19 protein-coding genes are annotated in these 19,542 nt (G+C 68.5%); 11 read left to right on the plus strand and 8 right to left on the minus strand.

Annotation, left to right across the window (positions count from 1 at the left end; genetic code table 11):
• Nucleotide 1: 1 nt before the first annotated feature.
• From AC1Q5A_RS14140 to AC1Q5A_RS14150, 3 genes are read right to left on the minus strand one after another with little or no spacing between them, the layout of a single operon-like run.
• The gene (locus tag AC1Q5A_RS14140; RefSeq protein WP_492701674.1) at nucleotides 2–652 is read right to left on the minus strand and encodes a ubiquinone biosynthesis accessory factor UbiJ; all 651 of its coding nucleotides are present in this window, start codon (nucleotides 650–652) and stop codon (nucleotides 2–4) included.
• A gap of 28 nt (nucleotides 653–680) precedes the next feature.
• Nucleotides 681–1,151 (minus strand): tRNA (cytidine(34)-2'-O)-methyltransferase, encoded by a 471-nt coding sequence (locus AC1Q5A_RS14145; protein WP_492701676.1) that lies wholly within the window; start codon nucleotides 1,149–1,151, stop codon nucleotides 681–683.
• 42 nt (nucleotides 1,152–1,193) lie between these two features.
• Entirely contained in the window at nucleotides 1,194–1,397 is a 204-nt protein-coding gene (locus tag AC1Q5A_RS14150) for a hypothetical protein (RefSeq protein WP_492701678.1), read from the minus strand.
• A gap of 260 nt (nucleotides 1,398–1,657) precedes the next feature.
• Between AC1Q5A_RS14150 and AC1Q5A_RS14155 the strand changes: the two genes are divergently transcribed.
• From AC1Q5A_RS14155 to pssA, 7 genes are all read left to right on the plus strand, one after another.
• Nucleotides 1,658–4,516, plus strand: a complete 2,859-nt coding sequence (locus AC1Q5A_RS14155; RefSeq protein ID WP_492701680.1) for a M16 family metallopeptidase — start codon at nucleotides 1,658–1,660, stop codon at nucleotides 4,514–4,516.
• 142 nt (nucleotides 4,517–4,658) lie between these two features.
• Complete coding sequence (locus AC1Q5A_RS14160; protein WP_492701682.1) at nucleotides 4,659–5,066, plus strand: DUF4156 domain-containing protein; 408 nt, start codon at nucleotides 4,659–4,661, stop codon at nucleotides 5,064–5,066.
• Nucleotides 5,067–5,218: 152 nt separating this feature from the next.
• Nucleotides 5,219–5,713, plus strand: a complete 495-nt coding sequence (locus AC1Q5A_RS14165; RefSeq protein WP_492701684.1) for a MarR family transcriptional regulator — start codon at nucleotides 5,219–5,221, stop codon at nucleotides 5,711–5,713.
• Nucleotides 5,714–5,717: 4 nt separating this feature from the next.
• Entirely contained in the window at nucleotides 5,718–7,850 is a 2,133-nt protein-coding gene (locus AC1Q5A_RS14170; protein WP_492701686.1) for an FUSC family protein, read from the plus strand.
• Complete coding sequence (locus AC1Q5A_RS14175; RefSeq protein ID WP_492701688.1) at nucleotides 7,840–8,040, plus strand: DUF1656 domain-containing protein; 201 nt, start codon at nucleotides 7,840–7,842, stop codon at nucleotides 8,038–8,040. Before AC1Q5A_RS14170 ends, AC1Q5A_RS14175 begins: the two co-directional genes overlap by 11 nt.
• A 9-nt stretch (nucleotides 8,041–8,049) precedes the next feature.
• Entirely contained in the window at nucleotides 8,050–9,057 is a 1,008-nt protein-coding gene (locus AC1Q5A_RS14180; protein WP_492701690.1) for an HlyD family secretion protein, read from the plus strand.
• Nucleotides 9,058–9,126: 69 nt separating this feature from the next.
• Nucleotides 9,127–10,518, plus strand: coding sequence for a CDP-diacylglycerol--serine O-phosphatidyltransferase (gene pssA, locus AC1Q5A_RS14185; RefSeq protein WP_492701692.1), 1,392 nt, complete (start codon nucleotides 9,127–9,129; stop codon nucleotides 10,516–10,518).
• Between the two features lie 92 nt (nucleotides 10,519–10,610).
• Here pssA and AC1Q5A_RS14190 read toward each other — a convergent pair whose 3' ends face one another.
• Both AC1Q5A_RS14190 and AC1Q5A_RS14195 read right to left on the minus strand, forming a co-directional pair.
• Nucleotides 10,611–11,210, minus strand: a complete 600-nt coding sequence (locus AC1Q5A_RS14190; protein WP_492701694.1) for a GNAT family N-acetyltransferase — start codon at nucleotides 11,208–11,210, stop codon at nucleotides 10,611–10,613.
• 19 nt (nucleotides 11,211–11,229) lie between these two features.
• A complete protein-coding gene (locus AC1Q5A_RS14195; RefSeq protein ID WP_027484175.1) occupies nucleotides 11,230–11,436 on the minus strand; it encodes a YdcH family protein in 207 nt (68 codons plus the stop codon).
• A 125-nt stretch (nucleotides 11,437–11,561) separates the two neighbouring features.
• On the opposite strand from AC1Q5A_RS14195, the gene ttcA reads away from it, so the two are divergent.
• From ttcA to AC1Q5A_RS14215, 4 genes are all read left to right on the plus strand, one after another.
• Nucleotides 11,562–12,395 (plus strand): tRNA 2-thiocytidine(32) synthetase TtcA, encoded by an 834-nt coding sequence (ttcA, locus tag AC1Q5A_RS14200; protein WP_492701696.1) that lies wholly within the window; start codon nucleotides 11,562–11,564, stop codon nucleotides 12,393–12,395.
• A gap of 14 nt (nucleotides 12,396–12,409) precedes the next feature.
• Nucleotides 12,410–13,612, plus strand: coding sequence for an amino acid aminotransferase (locus AC1Q5A_RS14205; protein WP_492701698.1), 1,203 nt, complete (start codon nucleotides 12,410–12,412; stop codon nucleotides 13,610–13,612).
• Nucleotides 13,613–13,771: 159 nt separating this feature from the next.
• Nucleotides 13,772–14,689 (plus strand): recombination-associated protein RdgC, encoded by a 918-nt coding sequence (locus tag AC1Q5A_RS14210; protein WP_492701700.1) that lies wholly within the window; start codon nucleotides 13,772–13,774, stop codon nucleotides 14,687–14,689.
• A 117-nt stretch (nucleotides 14,690–14,806) separates the two neighbouring features.
• Nucleotides 14,807–15,577, plus strand: a complete 771-nt coding sequence (locus AC1Q5A_RS14215) for a M48 family metallopeptidase (RefSeq protein WP_492701702.1) — start codon at nucleotides 14,807–14,809, stop codon at nucleotides 15,575–15,577.
• Between the two features lie 18 nt (nucleotides 15,578–15,595).
• Here the strand turns inward: AC1Q5A_RS14215 and AC1Q5A_RS14220 are convergent, their stop codons facing one another.
• The 3 genes from AC1Q5A_RS14220 to AC1Q5A_RS14230 form a co-directional block, all read right to left on the minus strand.
• Nucleotides 15,596–16,183, minus strand: a complete 588-nt coding sequence (locus AC1Q5A_RS14220) for a sterol desaturase family protein (protein ID WP_492701704.1) — start codon at nucleotides 16,181–16,183, stop codon at nucleotides 15,596–15,598.
• Nucleotides 16,184–16,333: 150 nt separating this feature from the next.
• Entirely contained in the window at nucleotides 16,334–17,278 is a 945-nt protein-coding gene (locus tag AC1Q5A_RS14225) for an alpha/beta fold hydrolase (protein WP_492701844.1), read from the minus strand.
• Nucleotides 17,279–17,536: 258 nt separating this feature from the next.
• Nucleotides 17,537–19,390, minus strand: a complete 1,854-nt coding sequence (locus AC1Q5A_RS14230) for a M1 family metallopeptidase (protein WP_492701706.1) — start codon at nucleotides 19,388–19,390, stop codon at nucleotides 17,537–17,539.
• Nucleotides 19,391–19,542: the final 152 nt, after the last annotated feature.

A 19,542-nucleotide genomic window follows, 5' to 3' on the forward strand; every position in this document is an offset into this window, starting at 1 on the left:
GTCACGCGGCGTTGCCCTGCAGGCGCTGCAGCAGCCGCTGCACGCGCGATTCGAGCCGTTCGCTGCGTTCGCGCAAGGCGTCAACGCCGTCGAGGAAGCCCTCGACCTCGCCCGGCGCCATTGCTACGCGCGCCTCGTCGCGCAGCCAGCCGGCGGTGTCTTCGGTGAGGTGGCCGGCGGTCTCGCGGGCATGGGCGAGGCCCTTGCGCACGGCTTTCGCCAGCGGCACGCCGAGCACGTCGCCGAAGCTGCGGGCGAATGCTTCTTCGAAATCCGGGGCGAACTTGCCGGCCAGCTTTTCCAGCCGGCGCGCCAGCTCGGCGTCGCCGGCGATCTCCACCTTGCCCGGCGCGATGCCGTCATCGTCGCGGCGGAACATCATCGCCAGCAGGCTGCCCGGCGTGGCGGCCACCTTCAGCTGGCTGTCGTCTTGCGGCGGGCCCACTCGCAAGCGCGTGCCGTCGACGGTTACCGCCAGCGCGAGCTCCGGTCCGCGCAGGTGCAGCTGCACGCTGCGGCCGTTCAGCGCGACCAGCCGCTGCTGCGTGTCCGGGTCCAGCGACAAGGTGTGGTTCAGCGCGGTTTCCAGCGCGCGGCCGGCGAGCTTGCGCAGCGGCTGCGGTAACCAGGAGTTGGGAGTGGCGGCGTTCATCCGGCGATTGTAGCCCGCCGGCAAGGCGCTAGGCCTTTACCGCACCGGGGAAGCCGAGCTGGCGCCACGCTTCGTAGACGGCCACGGCGACCGTGTTCGACAGGTTCAGGCTGCGGCTGTCCGGGCGCATCGGCAGGCGCAGGCGTTGTCCGGCGGGAATGGTTTCCAGCACCTCGCCCGGCAGGCCGGCGGTCTCGCAGCCGAACAGCAGCGCGTCGCCGTCGGCGAAGCGGGCATCGACGTGGGCGACCTGGCCGCGGGTGGTGAAGGCGAACACCCGCGGCGTCCCGATGACGTCGAGACAGGACGCCAGGTCGTCATGCACCGCGACGCTGGCGTACTCGTGGTAGTCCAGCCCGGCGCGCCGCAGCCGGGCATCGTCGAGCGCGAAACCGAGCGGCCGGATGAGGTGCAGCACGGCGCCAGTGTTCGCGCACAGGCGAATCACGTTGCCGGTGTTCGGCGGGATCTCGGGACGGAACAGGATGACATGGAGCATCCGGCCATTATCGCGTGTCCGTGCCGGTCGGCGTCGAGCAGCTCAGCTGCCAATCCGGGGGCAGACCACCCCGTCCGGCGGCAACGCGCAGCTGCTCGGTGCGGCCAGCAGGATCGCGGCGGCGCTGCCCCTGGCGGCGAGCTGCACCGATGCCGGCGTGGCCGTCACCATGGCGGCGAGGATCAGGCTGCAGACCGCCAGGCAGGCGATGAACAGGCCGTGCAACATCATGGTCTCGAATTTCATGGTCATGTCTCCGTATGAAGGGGAAGGTTCCTGCGCTTATCCCTGAGCAATCCCCGTGCCATGCCGAGACATGTTGACAAGTTATTGATTCGTCTAATTTAAATAAGCGGATCGGGCAGCCGCGACATTGTCCGCGGACAGTCGTCCGCCCGCTGCCGGACAGCCGGACAGGCCGGCGGCGACCGTGCCACAGGTCATTTGCGATGCCCGTGGGGCATCGCTAGCCTGCGGAGACTTATCCGTGAAACAGGAGGTTCACCGTGACGAAGAAACCGCTTGCCCTGCTCATCGCCGGCCTGCTGACCCTGACCGGCGGCATGCCGTTTGCGCTGGCCGCAGCCGACACCGCCGCGGTGGCGGCGACGACACAGCAACAGATCCCCGAACTCGCCTGGACCCGCTTCACCCTGCCGAACGGGCTGACCGTGGTGGTGCACGAGGACCACAAGGCGCCGGTGGTGGCGGTGAGCATGTGGTACCACGTCGGTTCGTCGTACGAGCCTAAGGGCAGGACCGGTTTCGCGCATCTGTTTGAGCACCTGATGTTCCAGGGCTCGGAAAACCACAAGGACGAATTCTTCAAGCCGTTCGAGCTGGCCGGCGCCACCGACCAGAACGGCACCACCTGGCTCGACCGCACCAACTATTTCGAGACCGTGCCTACCAGTGCGCTGGACATGGCGCTGTGGATGGAATCGGACCGCATGGGCCACCTGCTCGGTGCGATCGGCCAGCCGCAGCTCGACGAGCAGCGCGGCGTGGTGCAGAACGAAAAGCGCCAGGGCGAGAACCAGCCGTACGGCCGCGCCAGCGAGCTGATCCAGGCCGAGGCGTTCCCGGCCAACCATCCGTACCACCACGACACCATCGGCTCGATGGCGGATCTCAACGCCGCCTCGCTGGCCGACGTCAAGCAGTGGTTCCGCGACTACTACGGCGCCGCCAACACGGTGGTGGTGCTGTCCGGCGACATCACGCCGGCGCTGGCGAAGGAAAAGATGCAGAAGTACTTCGGCGACATCGCCGCCGGTCCGCAGGTGCCGCGGCCGCAGCCGTGGGTGGCGCCGCGCGACCGCTCGACCCGCGGCACGATGACTGACAACGTGGCGCAGGTGCGCATCTATCGCGAGTGGAACGTGCCGGGCCGCGGCAGCCGCGACGAGAACCTGCTGGAACTGGCCGCCGCCGTGCTGGGCGGCAGCAAGACCTCGCGGCTGTACCAGCGGCTGGTCTACCAGGACAAGCTCGCCGACAGCGTCTCGGTCGACGTCGAGCAGCACGTGCTGGCCAGCCTGTTCAACTTGCAGGTGGACGTGAAGAAGGGCGCCGACCCGGCCAAAGTCGAGGCGGCGATCGCCGACGAGTGGCGGAAATTCCTGAAGGACGGCGCCAGCGCCGACGAGCTGGCACGGGTCAAGACGGAAACCCGCGCCTCCTTCGTCCGCGGGCTGGAAAAGGTCAACACGCAGGCTTCGATCCTGGCCCAGGGCCAGCTGTACCGCAACGATCCGGGCGCCTACCTGAAGGACTTCAGGGAATTCATGGTGGCCACCCCGGCGCAGGTCAGCGCGGTGGCGAACCGGTGGATCGCCAGGGGCGACTACACGCTGACCGTGGTGCCGGGCAAGGTCGAGGACACCGACATGGCCACCGTGGCCGGCCGTGCCGCGGTCAGCGGCGCGCCGGCGCCGGCGCTGTCGGCGAAGGGCGACTACCGCACGGTGAGGAGTGATGTCGACCGCAGCAAGGGCGTGCCCGCCGTCGGCGCGTTCCCGGACCTCAGCTTTCCCGCCCTGCAGCGCGGCAAGCTGGACAACGGCGTCGAGGTGATCCTGGCCGAGCGCCATGCGGTGCCGGCGGTGCAGCTGCAGCTGCTGTTCGACGCCGGTTACGCGGCCGACCAGGGCCGCAAGCTGGGCACCTCCAGCTTCACCATGGCGATGCTCGACGAGGGCAGCAAGGAACTCGACTCGGTCGAGATCGCCAAGCGCAAGCAGCGCCTCGGCGCCATCATCGCCAGCGGCTGCGGGCTGGACTACTGCAATGCCTCGTTGAACGCGCTGGACGACCAGCTGAAGCCGTCACTCGAGCTGTTCGCCGACATCGTGCGCAATCCGGCGTTCCGTGAGGCCGACATCGGCCGCCTGCGCGGCCAGTGGCTGGCGCGCATCGCCCAGGAGAAGAGCCAGCCGACCGGCATCGCGTTGCGCACCCTGCCGCCGCTGCTGTACGGCCAGGGCCACGCCTACGCGATCCCGTTCACCGGCTCCGGCACCGAGGCCTCGATCAAGTCGCTGAGTGCCGCCGACATGCGTGCGTTCGTCGGCGATTTCATCCGGCCGGACAACATGCAGATTCTGGTCGCCGGCGACACCACGCTGGACAAGATCATCCCGCCGTTGAACGCCGCGTTCGGCAACTGGAAGGCGCCGGCCGGCAAGGTTCCGGCGAAGAACATCGGCAAGGTCGCTTCGCCGAAGCAGGTGCGCGTGTACCTGGTCGACCGCCCCGGCGCGCAGCAGAGCCTGATCCTCGCCGGCAGCCTGGCGCCGTCCACCGAGGCGCCGAATAACCTGGAGATCCAGACCATGAACGGGGCGTTCGGCGGCACCTTCACCTCGCGCCTCAACATGAACCTACGCGAGGACAAGCACTGGGCCTACGGCGCCTTCAGCTTCCTGCAGAACGCGCAGGGCCAGCGCCCGTTCATGCTGTACGCGCCGGTGCAGACCGACAAGACCGCGCCGTCGGTGGCCGAGATGCTGAAGGAGGCCAAGGGCGTGATCGGTGATCAGCCGCTGACCGCGCAGGAGATCGGCAAGATCAAGGTCGGCGACGTGCGCAGCATGCCGGGCAGCTACCAGACCACCGCGGCGGTGATGGGCGCGCTGCAGGGCATTGCGCTGTACCACCGGCCGGACGATTACGTGCAGACCCTGAAGTCGCGCATCGAGGCGCAGACCGATGCGTCGGTGGAGGCGGCGGCGAAGCAGGTCATCCACCCCGACCAGCTGACCTGGGTGATCGTCGGCGACCTCAACAAGATCGAGGCGCCGATCCGCGCGCTGAAGCTCGGCGAAGTGCAGGTGCTCGATGCCGACGGCAAGCCCGTGAAATGAGCCCGTGCGTGGCGTTGGCATCCGCCGCCGCCACGCGTTGTGTATCGGTTGGGGGACGCGCCGCCGTCCCCGCGCTAGGATGGAGGCCGGGCCGGCAACGCCCGGCCTCCATCATGTCCAAGCCATCGTCGCGGAGCCACCTATGCGCAAGACCCTGCTGTTGCTCGTCCCCATCCTCCTGCTCGGCGCCTGCAGCTGGGGCATCACCCTGGACGACGCCGCCAAGAACGTACGCACGGCGTGGAGCGGCGACGTCTCCTCCTGCCGCGAACTGGGCAAGGTCACCGTGTCGGTGATGGACCGCGTCGGCCCGGTCGACCGCAACGACATCAAGGTGCGCGACGAGCTGGAAGTGCTGGCCCGCAACGAGGCCGCCAAGATGCACGCCGATACGATCAAGCCGCTTGCCGAACCGGCCGCCGGCTCGCAGCCGTGGGGCGCCTACCAGTGCGGTGCGCACCAGCCCGTGCCGGCCGGTACGCCGCGGGCGCCGGCCGGTTCCGGCTCGGCCCCGGGCCAGTTGCAGACCTTCCCCATGCACGGCGGCTGAAGCCCGCCGGCTCCGGCCATCGAGAGGCGCCCTGCAGGGCGCCTTTTTCATGCGCGCTGACCGGTACTTGCACCGTGTGGGAGGTTGGCATAAACTTCATATACGTATAGTACATATATGTATAATATACGTAACATCTAATGATTGATGCCGTGAACAGCTTTGCACCCACCGAGCAGCGCCTTGCGGTCACCTGCCGTCGTCACCCCGCGTTTCCACGCGAGCCGGCGGTGCTGGTGCGGCTGGTCAAGCATCTCTACAAGCGCCTGCATGACGATGCCAATGCGCTGCTGAAGCCGTGGGGCATCAACCATCCGGAATACGACCTGCTGATGATGCTGTACGGCACCGAGGGGTATACGCTGAGCCCGTCGCAGCTGGCGGCAGCAGCGGGGGAGAAGTCCGCCAACATCACGCGGCTGACCGACGAGTTGTGCAACAAGGGCCTGATCGAGCGCACCGCCAGCGACGAGGACCGTCGCCGGATCGCGCTTACGTTGACCGGGGCGGGGGTGGCGATGATCCAGGGCTTCCTGCCCGACGTCTGCACCTTGCTGGAGCGTCAGACCTCCGGCCTGCAGCCGCGCGAGGCTGCGCAGCTGGAAAAGCTGCTGAAGAAATTCCTGGATCACCTCGAGCAGGCCTGAAGCCGTGACCGCCGCCGTCATCGAATCCGGGCCGCGCCCCCCGCTCCGGCAGTGGCTGGCCGAGGCCTTCGCCGGCGAGGGCAGTGCGTGGCTGTTCGTGTTCAAGGCCGCGCTGGCGCTGTATGCGGCGACCTGGCTGGCGATGTGGCTGCAGCTGGAGAAGCCGTCCACCACGATGATCACGATCGTGCTGCTGATGCACCCGCAGAGCGGCATGGTGCTGGCGAAGAGCTTCTACCGGGCGATCGGCACGCTGGCCGGCAGTGTGTTCGGCGTGCTGCTGATGGCGCTGTTCCCGCAGCAGCGCGAGCTGTTCCTGCTGTCGATGTCGCTGTGGGCGGCGCTGTGCGCCGGCGGCGCCACGCTGTACCGCAACTTCATGTCCTACGGCTTCGTGCTGGCCGGCTACACCGCCGCGATCGTCACCCTGCCGGCGGTCGGCAATCCGCTGAACGTGTTCGACTCGGCGGTGATGCGGGTGAGCGAGGTGCTGCTGGGCGTGATCGTGGCCGGTGCGGTGAGCGACCTGGTGCTGCCCACCCGCCTGCGCGAGACGTTGCGGTGCGAAGCGCGTGATCAGATCGGGCACTTCCTCGATTTCGCCCGCAGCAGCACCGGCGGCGCGATCGCCCGTGGTGACATGGAACAGGCCTACCTGCGTTTCGTGCGGGGCGCGGTGCAGCTGGAAAACCTGCGCGCCGCGGTGATCTTCGAGGATCCGGAGGCGCGTGCGCGCAGCAGCCGCATCCGGCTGCTCAATCAGCGCTACATGTCGGCCACCACCACCTTCCAGTCGGTGCACCACCTGATCAACCGGTTGCAGCGCAAGGGCCGCCCCGATGCCGCCGATGCGCTGATCGCGCTGTACCAGCCGATCGGCGAGGCGTTGTCGCCGGAGCCGGCGCAGCGGCACGACCCGGCCGTCCTGGCACCGCGGCTGCGGGCCTGCGAACAGACGCTGCCGGCACTGGCGCAGCATCTGCGCGATACGCTGCCGGGGGAGCCGGCACGGCTGGACTTCGACACCGGCGCGATCCTGTTGCAGCGCTTCGCCGACGAATTGCACGGCTTCACGCTGGTGGTGAGCTCGCTGCGCGCCAAGCGCCTGCGCGGCAACGTGGAACGGGTGCAGTTCCGCCGCGGCAACGATTATGCCGGCGCCGCCCTTGCGGTGCTGCGCACCTTCCTCACGATGATTGCGCTGGGCGCGTTCTGGCTGGCCAGCGGCTGGCCGCACGGCGCCAGCGCGATGCTGATCGCCACGATCTTTGCCGGCCTGCTGGCGATGGCGCCGAATCCGGTGTCTGCGGCGTTCCACACCCTGTTCGCCCAGGGGCTTGGCATGGCCATGGCGTTCGTCGTCACGTTCTGGCTGCTGCCGAGCTGCGACGGCTACGCCATGTTCATCGTGGCCACGCTGCCGTTCCTGATTCCCGGCTTCTACGTACAGGCGAAGCCGCTGGTTTCCACCATGGGCGTGGGCTATGGCATCGGTTTCGTCCTCAGCATGCAGCTGACCAACCGGATGAGTTACGACCCGGCGTTCTTCATCAACGAGGCGATGGCGCAGCTGGCCGGGTTCGGGCTCTGCGCGGTGGCCTTCATGGCCATTCCGGCGATTGCCGGCACCGGCTGGCAGCGCGCGCGCCAGCTGCGCCAGTTGCGCCGGCAGGTGGTGCAGGCCGCCAGCGCGCCGCTGGCGGGGCTGGCGTACCACTTCGAGAGCGTCAACCGCGACCTGTTTCTGCAGGTGGTGACGTATACCCGGCCGGACAGCCGCGAATCGCGCGACCTGCTGGCCTGGGCGCTGACCGTGCACGAGTGCGGCCGCGCCCTGATCGAGCTGCGCCAGGACATGGCCGGCAGCCAGTTGCCGGCTCCGCTGGAGCGGTACGCGCAGCAGGCGGTGCAGGCCGTGGCCTGGCTGTTCGAGGCGCCGGACCCCCTGCGCTGGCAGCAGGCTGAGCAGGCAGTCGCCGAGGCGATCACGGGGATCAGGCGCGGCCAGTCGGGCGCGCAGGCCGGCAGCCGCCGCGTGCTGCTGCACCTGCACCAGCTGCGCAGCGTGCTGCGCGACGACGAATCGGCACTGGCGCCGTACATGCCGGTGGCGGAGGAGCCTGTCCATGCCTCGTGAAGTATCGATCGGCGGCGCCATGATGCCCGGCCTGGTGGTGATCTTCCTGGGTTGCCTGCTGCTGATGTGGCTGCTCGACGAGGTGATCGGGCGGCTTGGCCTGTACCGCTACGTGCTGCATCCGTCGCTGGTGCGGCTGGCGCTGTTCGCCTGCCTGTTCGGCGCCGCCGGACTGTTGCTGATCCACTGAGTCCATCCCATGAACAACAAACCCCTGCTGTTGCGCCTTGCCGTCACCAGCATCATCGTGATCGTGGCGGCCCTGCTCGGCCATGCCCTGTGGAAGAACTACCTGTATTCGCCGTGGACCCGCGATGGCCGTGTGCGCGCCGAGGTGGTGCGGATCGCGCCGGACGTCTCCGGCCTGGTCACCCGTGTGGCGGTGAGCGACAACCAGTCCGTGCACAAGGGCGACCTGCTGTTCGCCATCGATCCCGCGCGGTTCCGCTATGCGGTCGACCAGGCGCAGGCGAACCTGGATGCCGCCGAGGCCAGCGCCCGTGCCGCCGGCGCCAACATCAACGCGGCGCTGGCCAGCGCCGCGGCGCGCAAGGCCGAATACGACATGCGTGCGGAAGAGGCTGCGCGCCGCCAGCGTCTGGGTGACATCGTCACCAGGGAAGAGCGCACCAATGCCACCGCCACCGCGAATTCCGCCCGCGCTACCTGGGCCCAGGCGCAGGCCGGCGGCAGCCAGGCCTCGGCAGTGCGCGAGCAGGCGCAGGCCGCGGTGGAGCAGGCGCAGGTCGCGCTGGACCAGGCCCGGCTCAATCTCGAGCGCACCGAGGTGCGCGCGCCGGTGGACGGCTACGTCACCAACCTCGACATCCGCGTCGGCGACTACGCCAGTACCGGCAGCCCGCGGCTGGCGCTGATCGACAGCCACGGCTATTACATCTACGGCTACTTCGAGGAAACCAAGCTGCCGCAGCTGCGCGTGGGCGACCCGGTCGATATCCGCCTGATGGCCGGCGACGTGCACCTGAAGGGCACCATCACCGGGATCGCCCGCGGCATCACGGATCGCGACAACCCGACCGGCAACGACCTGCTGGCCGACGTCAACCCCACCTTCAACTGGGTGCGGCTGGCGCAGCGGGTGCCGGTGCGCATTGCGATCGACACCGCGGGGCTCCCGCCCGATACGCTGATCGCCGCCGGCATGACCGCCACCATCGAGGTGCAGCCACGCGCGGGCGAAAACTAAAAACTAGCCGACGGTAGGCGCGTCCGCCGCGGTTTGCGATGATGGGCGCTGTTGCGTACCGGTGTCGCCATGAACAAGCTGATCGCCGCCCCCGGCCGACTCGCGCACATGCTGCCGTTCCGGCGCAAGCCGCGCGCGGCGCCGGTCGCGCTGCCGTCCTTCGCCGTCTCCGCCGAGGACATCGCCGTGCTGCCCGATCCCGCCGCATTCCGGCGCGAGCTGCTGCAGCGCATCGCACAGGCCACCCGGCGCATCGTGATCGTGGCGCTGTACCTGCAGGACGACGACGGTGGCCGCGAGGTGCTCGACGCGCTGTACGCGGTGAAGGCGCGCCGGCCGGCGCTGCAGGTGGCGGTGTTCGTCGACTGGCATCGTGCGCAGCGCGGCCTGATCGGCAAACAGAAGAGCGCGGGCAACGCCGGCATGTACCGCGAATACGCCGCGCGGTTTGGGCCTGGGGTGGAAATCCACGGCGTGCCGGTGCAGAACCGCGAGCTGTTCGGCGTGCTGCACCTGAAGGGCTTCGTGATCGACGATGCGGTGCTGTACAGCGGCGCCAGCCTCAACGATGTCTACCTGGCGCGGCACGGGCGCTACCGGCTCGACCGCTACCACCTGCTGCTGCATCGCGGCCTGGCCGATGCCATGGCGGGGTTCGTGCAGCAGTACTTCGCCGAAAGCGCGGCGGTGTGCCGGCTGGACGCGGCCACGGTGCCGTCCACCCGGACGCTGCAGCCGGCGATCCGCGAATTCCGCCAGGCCTTGCAGCATGCCGCCTACCAGGTGCCGCACGAGGTGCCGGGAGCCGGCGAACTGGCGGTGACGCCGCTGCTCGGCTTCGGCCGCGGCGACAACGCGCTCAACGAGGCGCTGCTGGCGTTGCTGGGCGGCACGCGCCGCCGGCTGATCCTGCTGACGCCGTACTTCAACCTGCCGCGGCCGGTGCGGGTGGTGCTGGGCCAGCTGCTGCGCCGCGGCTGCACCATCGACCTCATGGTCGGCGACAAGGTCGCCAACGATTTCTACATTCCGCCGGAGCAGCCGTTCAAGACGATCGGCCTGTTGCCGTACCTGTACGAGAACAACCTGCGCCGCTTCGCGCGGGCGCATCGCCGGCAGATCGACAGTGGCCAGCTCAACCTGCACCTGTGGCGCGACGGCGACAACAGCTACCACCTGAAAGGCCTGTTCATCGACGACGACGTGGCCGTGCTGACCGGCAACAACCTCAACCCGCGCGCCTGGTCGCTGGACCTGGAAAACGGCCTGGTGCTGCGCGACCCCGCGCATCTGCTGCAGGCGAAACACGAGGCGGAGTGGGCGGCCCTGCGCCGCCACGCCACGCGGGTGGCCGATTACCGCGCGCTGGAAAGCCCGCGGCGCTACCCGGCCGAAGTGCGCCGGCTGCTGCGGCGATTGAACCGCACCCGGCTGGACCGGCTGGTCAACCGCCTGCTGTAGGAGCGCACAGCCGTTCCGTAGGGCGGGCAGCGCCCGCCGCTCTTGTTCCAGGCTGTATCGGCACGGTTGAAAGCAGGCGGGCGGTGCCCGCCCTACGAAGCGACGAGCCGGCTCAGCCGCATCTCCAGCCAGTTCGCCACGTTCGGCCATTCGTCGGCGAGGATGCTGAAGCAGACCGTGTTGCGCAGGCTGCCGTCGGTGCGCCGCTTGTGCGCGCGCAGCACGCCTTCGCGCTGCGCGCCGAGGCGTTCGATCGCGCGCTGCGAATCCTCGTTGTTCTCGTCGGTGTGGAAGGCCACGGCCACGCAATCCAGCGACTCGAACGCATGCTCCAGCAGCAGGCGTTTGCAGGCGGTGTTGAGGTGGGTCTTCTGCCAGCGCTTGGCGTACCAGGTGTAGCCGACGGCCAGGCGCGGCAGCGTGGCGTCGATCTCGTAATAGCGGGTGCTGCCGACGATCTCGCCGCTGCCGCCCTCGCGCACGGCGAACGGCAGCATGTGTCCCTCGGCCTGGCCCTGCAGCGCCTTCTCGACGTAGCTGCGCGCCTGCCCCGGCGGCGGCACGCTGGTGACCGTGAGGTTCCATAGCTCGCCGTCGGCGGCGGCGGCTTCCAGTGCCGGCACGTGATCGAGGCTGAGCGGTTCCAGCGCGACGTATTCGTCGTGCAGACGGATCGGGGCGAACGGGTTCATCGGGAGTCCGGTGCGGTGTTCAGGCGTCGAGGTCAGGGATCAGCTTGCTCTCGAGCCGGGCGATGTTGTCCTTCAGCAGCAGCTTGCGCTTCTTCAGCCGGGTCAGCTGCAGTTCGTCGCGGCCGATCGCCGAGGCGAGCTGCTCGATCGCCGCGTCGAGATCCCGGTGCTCCATCCGCAATTCGGCCAGGAGATGGACGATCTCGGCGTGATCCTGAACCTGCATGGCATCGGCGGCGGCTGGGACGGTTCTCCTAGTCTAACGCCGTTCGCCGGCCGGTGGCGGGGCGAACGGCCGGCTACAATGGGCATTCCCCCGTCCTGCCAGCCGCCATGTCCACCCAACCCGGGATGCCCCATCCGCCTGTCGCCGCTGCCGAAGCCGGCAAGCTGGCCGCGCGCCTGCGCCAGCAGGTGGGCCGGGCGATCGGCGACTTCGGGATGATCGAGGACGGCGACAAGGTGATGGTGTGCCTGTCCGGCGGCAAGGATTCATACACCCTGCTGGACCTGCTGCTGCAACTGCAGGCGAAGGCGCCGGTACGCTTCGAGCTGATCGCGGTGAACCTGGACCAGAAGCAGCCGGATTTCCCCGGGCACGTCTTGCCGGATTATCTGACCGCGCGCGGCGTGCCGTTCCACGTCATCGAGCAGGACACCTACAGCACGGTGACGCGGGTAATCCCGGCCGGCAAGACCATGTGCAGCCTGTGCTCGCGGCTGCGGCGCGGCGCGCTGTACACCTGGGCGGCGGACAACGGCATCACCAAGATCGCGCTGGGCCACCACCGCGACGACATCCTCGCCACGTTCTTCCTCAACCTGTTCTACCAGGCGCAGCTGAAGGCGATGCCGCCCAAGCTGCGCTCGGACGATGGCCGCCACGTGGTGATCCGCCCGCTGGCGTACTGCCGCGAAAGCGACATCGCCGAATACGCGGCGCAGCGGCAGTTTCCGATCATTCCGTGCAACCTGTGTGGCTCGCAGGACAACCTGCAGCGCAAGGCGGTGCAGCGCATGCTGGCCGAATGGGATCAGCAGCAGCCCGGGCGCAGCGAGAACATCTTCCGCGCGCTGGGCCATGTGTCGCCCTCGCAACTGGCCGACCGCGGGCTGTTCGATTTCAGCTTCGGCGCATCGTCCGCCGCGGCATCCACCCGAACCCTCCAACCATCCACCACCTGAGCCGAGTAACTGCCGTGTCCTACTTTGCATCCGTTGAACTGGCCCCTGGCGATCCGATCCTGGGCCTCACCGAAACCTACCTGGCCGATCCGCGCCCCGGCAAGATCAACCTTGGCGTGGGCATCTACATCGACGAGCAGGGCCGCATCCCGCTGCTGCCGAGCGTGCGCGAGGTGGAACAGGCGCTGGCCGCGGCGGCGCGGCCACGCGGCTACCTGCCGATCGACGGCATGCCGGCGTACAACCGGGCGACCCAGCAGCTGGTGTTCGGCGCCGACTCGCCGCTGCTGGCGGCCGGCCGCGTCGCCACCGTGCAGACCGTGGGCGGCAGCGGCGCGTTGCGGGTGGCGGCGGACGTGCTGAAGCAGGTGGCCGGGGCGGGCGCGAAGATCGCCATCAGCAACCCCAGCTGGGGCAACCACCACGCGGTGTTCCGCACCGCCGGCTTCGCCCTACTGGAGTACCGCTACTACGACCCGGCCAGCCATGGCCTGGACTTCGCCGGCATGCTGGAGGACCTGGGCCGGCTCGAGCCCGGCACCGTGGTGCTGCTGCACGCGTGCTGCCACAACCCGACCGGCGTCGACCTGGACGCGGCGCAGTGGGCGCAGCTGATCGCGCTGCTCAAGGAGCGCCGGCTGCTGCCGTTCGTCGACATGGCCTACCAGGGCTTCGCCCAGGGCGCCGACGCCGATGCCGCCGGCGTGCGCCTGCTGGCGTCGTCGGGGATCGAGGCGTTCGTGGTGGCCAATTCGTATTCGAAGTCGTTCTCGCTGTATGGCGAGCGAGTCGGCGCGCTGTCGATGGTCGGCGCCGACCGCGACGAGGCGGTGCGGCTGCTGTCGAAGATCAAGCAGACCATCCGCGCGAACTACTCCAGCCCGTCCACGCAGGGCGCCGCGCTGGTCGCCGGCGTGCTCGGCAGCGCCGAGCTGCATGCACGCTGGGAACAGGAGCTGGGCGGCATGCGCGAGCGCATCCATGCGATGCGCGCCGGCTTCGTCGAGCGGCTGGCGGTGCACGGTGCGCCGGATTACGGCTTCATCAACCGCCAGGCCGGCATGTTCTCCTACTCCGGCCTGAGCAAGGCGCAGGTACACCGGCTGCGCGACGAGCATGCGATCTACGCGCTGGACAGCGGGCGCATCTGCGTGGCCGCGCTGAACCGGGCCAACCTCGACACCGTGGCCGCGGCGGTCGCTGCCGTTTCCCGCTGACACTCCTGATCGTCATCCCGGCGCAAGCCGGTTCGCGAAGGCAGGATGCCGAAGCGAACGCCGCAGGCGTCCCGAAGGGCTGGCCGCAGGAAGCGGCCAGTAATCCAGCGGCGCCCACGGGAGCCTCCACTTCTCTTGAAACACTGATCCGGATACCGAATGTTCTTCCGCAACCTCACGCTGTTCCGTTTTTCCCTCACCGTTGCTGATGACCTGGGCCGCCTCGATGAAGCGCTGGCCGAGCACCGGCTGCGCCCGTGCGGGCCGCTGGAAATGTTCACCAAGGGCTTCGTGCCGCCGGTCGGGCGCGGCGAGGGCGAGCCGCTCACGCACACGGTGAAGCAGTGCACCCTGCTGACCGTGGGCGGCGAGGACAAGCTGCTGCCGGCTGCGGTGGTCAACGACGAGCTGCAGCGCAAGGTGCAGAAGATCGCCGAGGAGGAAGGCCGCAAGGTGGGCGGACGCGAGCGCAAGCGGATCAAGGAAGACCTGCTGACCGAGCTGCTGCCGCGTGCCTTCGTGCGCAATTCGCGGATGTCCGCCTACGTCGACAGGAAGAACGGCTGGCTGGTACTGGACACCTCCAGCCGCAAGTCGGCCGAGAACGCGTTGACCCAGATCCGCGAGGCGCTGGGCAGCTTCCCGGCCGTGCCGCTGGCGCCGGAGGAAGGCCCGCGCGTGCTGATGACCGACTGGCTGGCCAACGGCAACCTGCCTGCCGGCCTCGCCCTGGGCGACGAATGCGAACTGCGCGACCCGGCCACCGCCACCGGCGCGATCGCCCGCTGCCGCCGGCAGGACCTGGACGCCGAGGAGGTCAAGGAGCACCTGCGCAACGGCAAGCAGGTGTTCATGCTCGGTCTCACCTTCGATGAGCGGATCAGTTTCGTGCTGGGCGAGGACCTGATCGTGCGCAAGCTGAAGTTCCTCGACGTGGTGATGGACGAGCTGGGCGACAGCCAGTCCGACGCCCATGCCGAGCTGGACGCCGGTTTCGCCCTGCTGACGCTGGAACTGGAGCGGCTGCTGGGCAAGCTGGAGGAATGGTTCGGCCTGCCGCGTCCGGCCGACGGCTGAACGAAAAAATTCATGACGCCCGGTCCACGGGCGCGCCATACTGGCCGTCCGGCCACCCGCGGGCGGCCGGATTCCCATCTCTGATCTGAACGGGCCCAGGCAAGAGCAGGCAGGATCATGGCGCAGCATCTGGAAGGCGACTGGCTGGAACTGGCGACCGTGGGCGGCAGCATCATCCGGGTGCTGAAGACCGCCCATCCGCGCGCCCGCCGGCTGCGTCTGACCGTGACGCCGCAGGGTGCACGGGTGACCTATCCGCTGGGTACCCACCCGGCCCAGGTCAGCGCGTTCCTGCGTAGCCACGCCGACTGGCTGGAGCAGAAGCTCGACGAGCTGAACCTGATCGTGGAGCCACTGCCGCCGCTGCGCGTGGGCTATCCGTGCAGCTTCCCGCTGCGCGGCGAATTGGCCGAACTGGACTGGGCCGAAGGCGCCTATCCGAAGATCGAGCCGCATGCGACCGGGCTGACCCTGGTGATCCCGCGCCCGCACACCCGCGCGCTGCCGATCGCCCGCGGCCTGCTCGCCTCGCACCTGGAAACCCTGATCCGCCGCGACGTCTCGCGCTGGCTGGCCGGCTACGTGCCGCAACTGGGGCTGGCGCCGACCTCGCTGCGGATCCGCCCGATGAAGAGCCTGTGGGGCAGCCTGGATACCCGCGACCGCATCAACCTCGACCTCGCCCTGGCGCTGGCGCCGCCGTCGGCGTTGCGCTACGTGGTGGCGCACGAGCTGTGCCATCTCAAGGTACGCAACCATTCGCCGCGGTTCTGGGCGCAGGTCGAAAACCTGTTTCCGGACTGGCGCGAGCAGCGCGACTGGCTGCGCCAGCATGGCGCGATCCTCAAGGCCGAACTCGACCGCCTGGTCGCCGACGTGGCGGATTGATGCGGCGAGCGACCCGGTTCAACGGTTCCTGGGCTGGCGCACGTATTTCGTGCCCAGCAGTACGTCCCACAGCGGCGTGGTGACGCCGAAGTTGCTGTCCGGGTGGTAGTGGTGCACGTGGTGCGTGGCGGCCCAGCGTCGCAGCAGCGGCTGGCGGAAGCGCACGTGGTGGATGACGAAGTGGCTCAGCCCGTAGACGATGTAACCGAAGGTGATCGCGCTGGCCAGCAGCAGGGCGAAGCCCGTCGGCATGACCAGCATGAACACGCCGGCCAGCGCCAGCAGCACCACCGGGGGCAGGAAGAACGGCAGCGAGTCGTAGCCCAGCGGCCGCGCGTGGTGCAGGTCGTGGCCCTGGGTGAACAGCGGCACCCGCGTGTGGAACAGCCAGCGGTGGAAGAGGTACTCGATGAAGCTGAAGGCGAGCAGGCCCAGGCCGATCGCCAGCAGCGCGGTCGGCGCGCCACCCACATGCCTTTGCCAGCCCAGCACCAGCAACAGCAGGCACAGCACGCTGTCCACGCCGAGTTCGGCCCAGTAGTTGGTGCGGGTGGCGGACATTCGCACCACTGCGTCCACGAAGATGCGCCAGGGGTTCCGTTTCATCACTTGCTGCACCGTCCTGCCTTCACGCGCGTGGATACGCCACGACCGCGGCGTCACGGCGGTATTCTCCCATGGTGTCACACGCGATTCACAATAATGCGCTAGGGAGGAGCGGATCCGTTCAGCAACCGATGGTGCCTGCGCCGGGGCTCAGTGCGACAACGCGAAGCCGGTGAGGATCTGCGCGGTCTGCTCGGGTTTTTCTAGCATCGGCATGTGGTTGCAGCCGTTGATGGTGCTGGTGCTGATCGCGCTGGCGGCGGTGAGGCCGTTGCGCAGGCTGTCCAGCGCGGAGATGTCGACGATGCGGTCGTCGTGGCACCACAGGCCCAGCACCGGCATGGTGAGCTGGCCGAGCCGGTTCTGCACGGAAAGGTATTGTGCAGGCTCACGCAGCTCGTTGAAGGTGCGCTCGATGAAGGCGCGATCGTGCTGGTTGCGCTGGATGAACACGTCGACGAAACGGCCTGGCAGGCCGAGCGGCTTGTCGAACGCCAGCGCCGTGGCGCGCTCGAAGCCGGCGCGGTCGTCGAACACGAACGGGTTCCTGCCGGCCAGCGCGTCGCGGGCGAACGCGTTCTCCCGGCCGTTCAGGCCGAACGCGTCGACCAGCGCCAGTGCGGCCACGTGCTCGGGATGTGCGCTGGCGTACACCCCGGCGATCGCGCCGCCCATCGAATGGCCGACCAGCACGAAGCGCTGCAGGCCCAGGGTCTGCACGAAGCTGTCGAGGCGCGCGGCCTGGGCGTCGATGTTGTAGCTGGCGCCGGCGTCGCGCGAGGATTCGCGCCAGCCCGGAAGGTCGGGAATGACCAGGTGGAAGTGCGGTGTCAGCAGCTTCGCCGTCTGCAGCCACACGCTCTTGTCCGCGTCGAAACCGTGCAGCAGCACGATGGTCGGCCCCTGGCCGCCTTCGTAATAGACCCAGTGCGTATCGCCGGCCTGCACCGAGTGTTTCTCCAGGTGCGCGGCCATCGCCTCGCGCGTGACGTTGGCCTGCAGCAGCCACTGCGGCGCGAGCAGATAGCTGCCGCCGAGCACGATCGCCAGCAGCGCCACCAGCCACGCCAGGAATTTCAGCCGGCGCAGCAGCATGCGTTTCCAGAGCGGGGCGGTGTTCGTCGATGGCGGCATGATGGTTTTCTTGTCGATCGTGGTGGAAATACCCCTCCCCTGCAACGCTGGGGAGTGCTGGGGAGGGGTGCTTTTGATCTTGGTCTTGATCGAAGATCAAAAGCCTACCCCCTCCCAACCTCCCCCTGCTTTGCAGGGGGAGGAGCTTGGTTTTCCCCTAAAGCTTTGCAGGGGGAGGAGCTTGGTTTCCCCTAAAGCTTTGCAGGGGGAGGAGCTTGGTTACTTCGCCTTCTTCGCCTTGGCGAGGATGCCCTCCACCACCTGCTGGGTCAGCGGGTGGTAGCCGCTCCTGGCCTTGGCGTAGACCTGCTCGGCCCAGGCCAGGCCTTCGGGCGTCTTCACGAACGCCTTGTACAGCGGCGTGGTCAGGTAGATCCGGCCGATCCGGGTCATGTGTTCGGCGGCGGCATCCCACACCGCCTTGTCGCCGGCGGCGATCGCATGGCTGTACCAGCGCATGCCGATCTCCGCGTTCGGTGTGCCGGTGAGGTGCCAGGCGGCGTCGAGTTCCTGCATCTTCGCCAGCGGCGGCGCGTCGGGCAGGCGGTCGAGGAAGTACATCCACTCCTGCGTGTTCCAGCCTTTCGCGTCCAGCTTGCCTGCGGCCAGCGAGCCTGCCAGGAAATCGTTGCGCTCGCGATCGATCGCGTTGAAGCGCGGCGAGTCGGGCAGCGGCGCATCCTTCGGGATGCCTTCGCCGTAGACCCAGGCCTTCACTTCGTCCCAGCCCATCTTGCCGGGATACTTCTCGATCAGGTTCGGCCTCATGTAGTCGAGCATCTGTTCGGTGGTGATGCTCTGGAATGCGAAGTGGTGGAAGTAACCCTTCAGGTACGCGTCGAAGTGTTCGCGGCCGAAGCGCTGCTCCAGCGTGCGCAGGAACCACGAGCCCTTGTCGTAGGCCACGTCTGACAGCGCGTCGTCGGCGCCGATGCCGCGCGGGTCGGGGGCCAGCTTCTGCGCGTTGGCGGCCATCGTGCCGATGCTCTTCTGCAGAGCGCGGGCGGACAGCAGCGCCTCCTCGTCGGCCAGCGCCTTGCCGTACACCGCCTCGGTGATGCGGCCCTGCACGTAGGTGGTGAAGCCCTCGTTGAGCCAGATGTCGCGCCAGGCGGCGCTGGTTACCAGGTTGCCCGACCACGAATGCGCCAGCTCGTGCGAGACCAGCGAGACCAGGCTCTTGTCGCCGACCAGCACGGTCGGCGTGGCGAACGTCATGTTCGGGTTTTCCATGCCGCCGAACGGGAACGACGGCGGCAGCACCAGGATGTCGTAGCGGCCCCACGCATACGGGCCGTACAGCTGCTCGGTGGCGGCGATCAGCTTCTCGGTGTCCTCGAACTCGTGCGCGGCCTTGTGGACCACCGACGGCTCCGCGTAGACGGCCGAACGCGGGCCGGTCTCCTTCACCGCGAGGTCGCCGGCGGCGATCGCCAGCAGGTAGGACGGGATCGGATGCGGCTGGTCGAAGGCGAACCTGCCATCCAGCGGGTGCTTCGCGTCGTTGATCGCGCTCATCACCACGCGCACGTCCTTCGGCGCGCTGACGCGGGCGTCGTAGGTGAAGCGGATCGCCGGCGAATCCTGCAGCGGCACCCACGAGCGCGCGTGGATCGACTCGGACTGCGAGAACATGAAGGGCAGCTTCCTGTCGGCGGTCTGTGCCGGCGTCAGCCACTGCAGGCCGGAAGCCTCGGGCGAGGTGGCATAGACGATGCGCACCTGCGCCGGATGCTTCGGCGCGGCGATGGTCAGCTTGCTGCCCAGCACCTTGTCACTAGGGGCCAACGCGTACTTCAGCGGCGTGGCCTTGCCGTCGGCGGCCAGCGCCTCGACCCTGGCGATCTTCAGATCGCGCGTGTCCAGCACCAGCGACTGCGCCCTGGGATTCTTCCAGTCCAGCTTCAGCGTGGCCTCGCCGTCGAGCTGCCTGCGCGGGAAGTCGATCGCCAGCTCCAGGTCCAGGTGGGTCACGCGCACCTGGTCGGGCTGTGCGTAGGAGTTCGGGTCGTTGGCACGGGCCGCCAGTGGCAGCATGAGCGTGCCGAAGGCGAGGATGGAAAACAGGCGCATGCAGCGGCTCCGGGTGCGGGGGAGGCGATGAGTATGCCATCGCGACGGCTTGCCTGGCCCGTGACGGAAGACCCTGGCGCGGGCTGGCGGTGGTTGCGGGCGGCGCAGCGCGGAAACTTTTTTCCGGGCGGCGGAAGGTGCAAGCTTGCGGC

Source organism: Rhodanobacter sp. GW835-FHT13D09 (genome assembly GCF_058793995.1).

Coding starts and splice junctions, on each gene's coding strand:
- AC1Q5A_RS14190 (WP_492701694.1), bottom strand. CDS start 11,210: ATGAACCCGTTCGCCCCGATCCGTCTGCACGACGAATACGTCGCGCTG.
- AC1Q5A_RS14210 (WP_492701700.1), top strand. CDS start 13,772: ATGTTCTTCCGCAACCTCACGCTGTTCCGTTTTTCCCTCACCGTTGCT.
- AC1Q5A_RS14160 (WP_492701682.1), top strand. CDS start 4,659: ATGCGCAAGACCCTGCTGTTGCTCGTCCCCATCCTCCTGCTCGGCGCC.
- AC1Q5A_RS14180 (WP_492701690.1), top strand. CDS start 8,050: ATGAACAACAAACCCCTGCTGTTGCGCCTTGCCGTCACCAGCATCATC.
- AC1Q5A_RS14175 (WP_492701688.1), top strand. CDS start 7,840: ATGCCTCGTGAAGTATCGATCGGCGGCGCCATGATGCCCGGCCTGGTG.
- AC1Q5A_RS14220 (WP_492701704.1), bottom strand. CDS start 16,183: ATGAAACGGAACCCCTGGCGCATCTTCGTGGACGCAGTGGTGCGAATG.
- AC1Q5A_RS14215 (WP_492701702.1), top strand. CDS start 14,807: ATGGCGCAGCATCTGGAAGGCGACTGGCTGGAACTGGCGACCGTGGGC.
- AC1Q5A_RS14195 (WP_027484175.1), bottom strand. CDS start 11,436: ATGCAGGTTCAGGATCACGCCGAGATCGTCCATCTCCTGGCCGAATTG.
- AC1Q5A_RS14150 (WP_492701678.1), bottom strand. CDS start 1,397: ATGAAATTCGAGACCATGATGTTGCACGGCCTGTTCATCGCCTGCCTG.
- AC1Q5A_RS14145 (WP_492701676.1), bottom strand. CDS start 1,151: ATGCTCCATGTCATCCTGTTCCGTCCCGAGATCCCGCCGAACACCGGC.
- AC1Q5A_RS14230 (WP_492701706.1), bottom strand. CDS start 19,390: ATGCGCCTGTTTTCCATCCTCGCCTTCGGCACGCTCATGCTGCCACTG.
- pssA (WP_492701692.1), top strand. CDS start 9,127: ATGAACAAGCTGATCGCCGCCCCCGGCCGACTCGCGCACATGCTGCCG.
- AC1Q5A_RS14140 (WP_492701674.1), bottom strand. CDS start 652: ATGAACGCCGCCACTCCCAACTCCTGGTTACCGCAGCCGCTGCGCAAG.
- AC1Q5A_RS14225 (WP_492701844.1), bottom strand. CDS start 17,278: ATGCTGCTGCGCCGGCTGAAATTCCTGGCGTGGCTGGTGGCGCTGCTG.
- ttcA (WP_492701696.1), top strand. CDS start 11,562: ATGCCCCATCCGCCTGTCGCCGCTGCCGAAGCCGGCAAGCTGGCCGCG.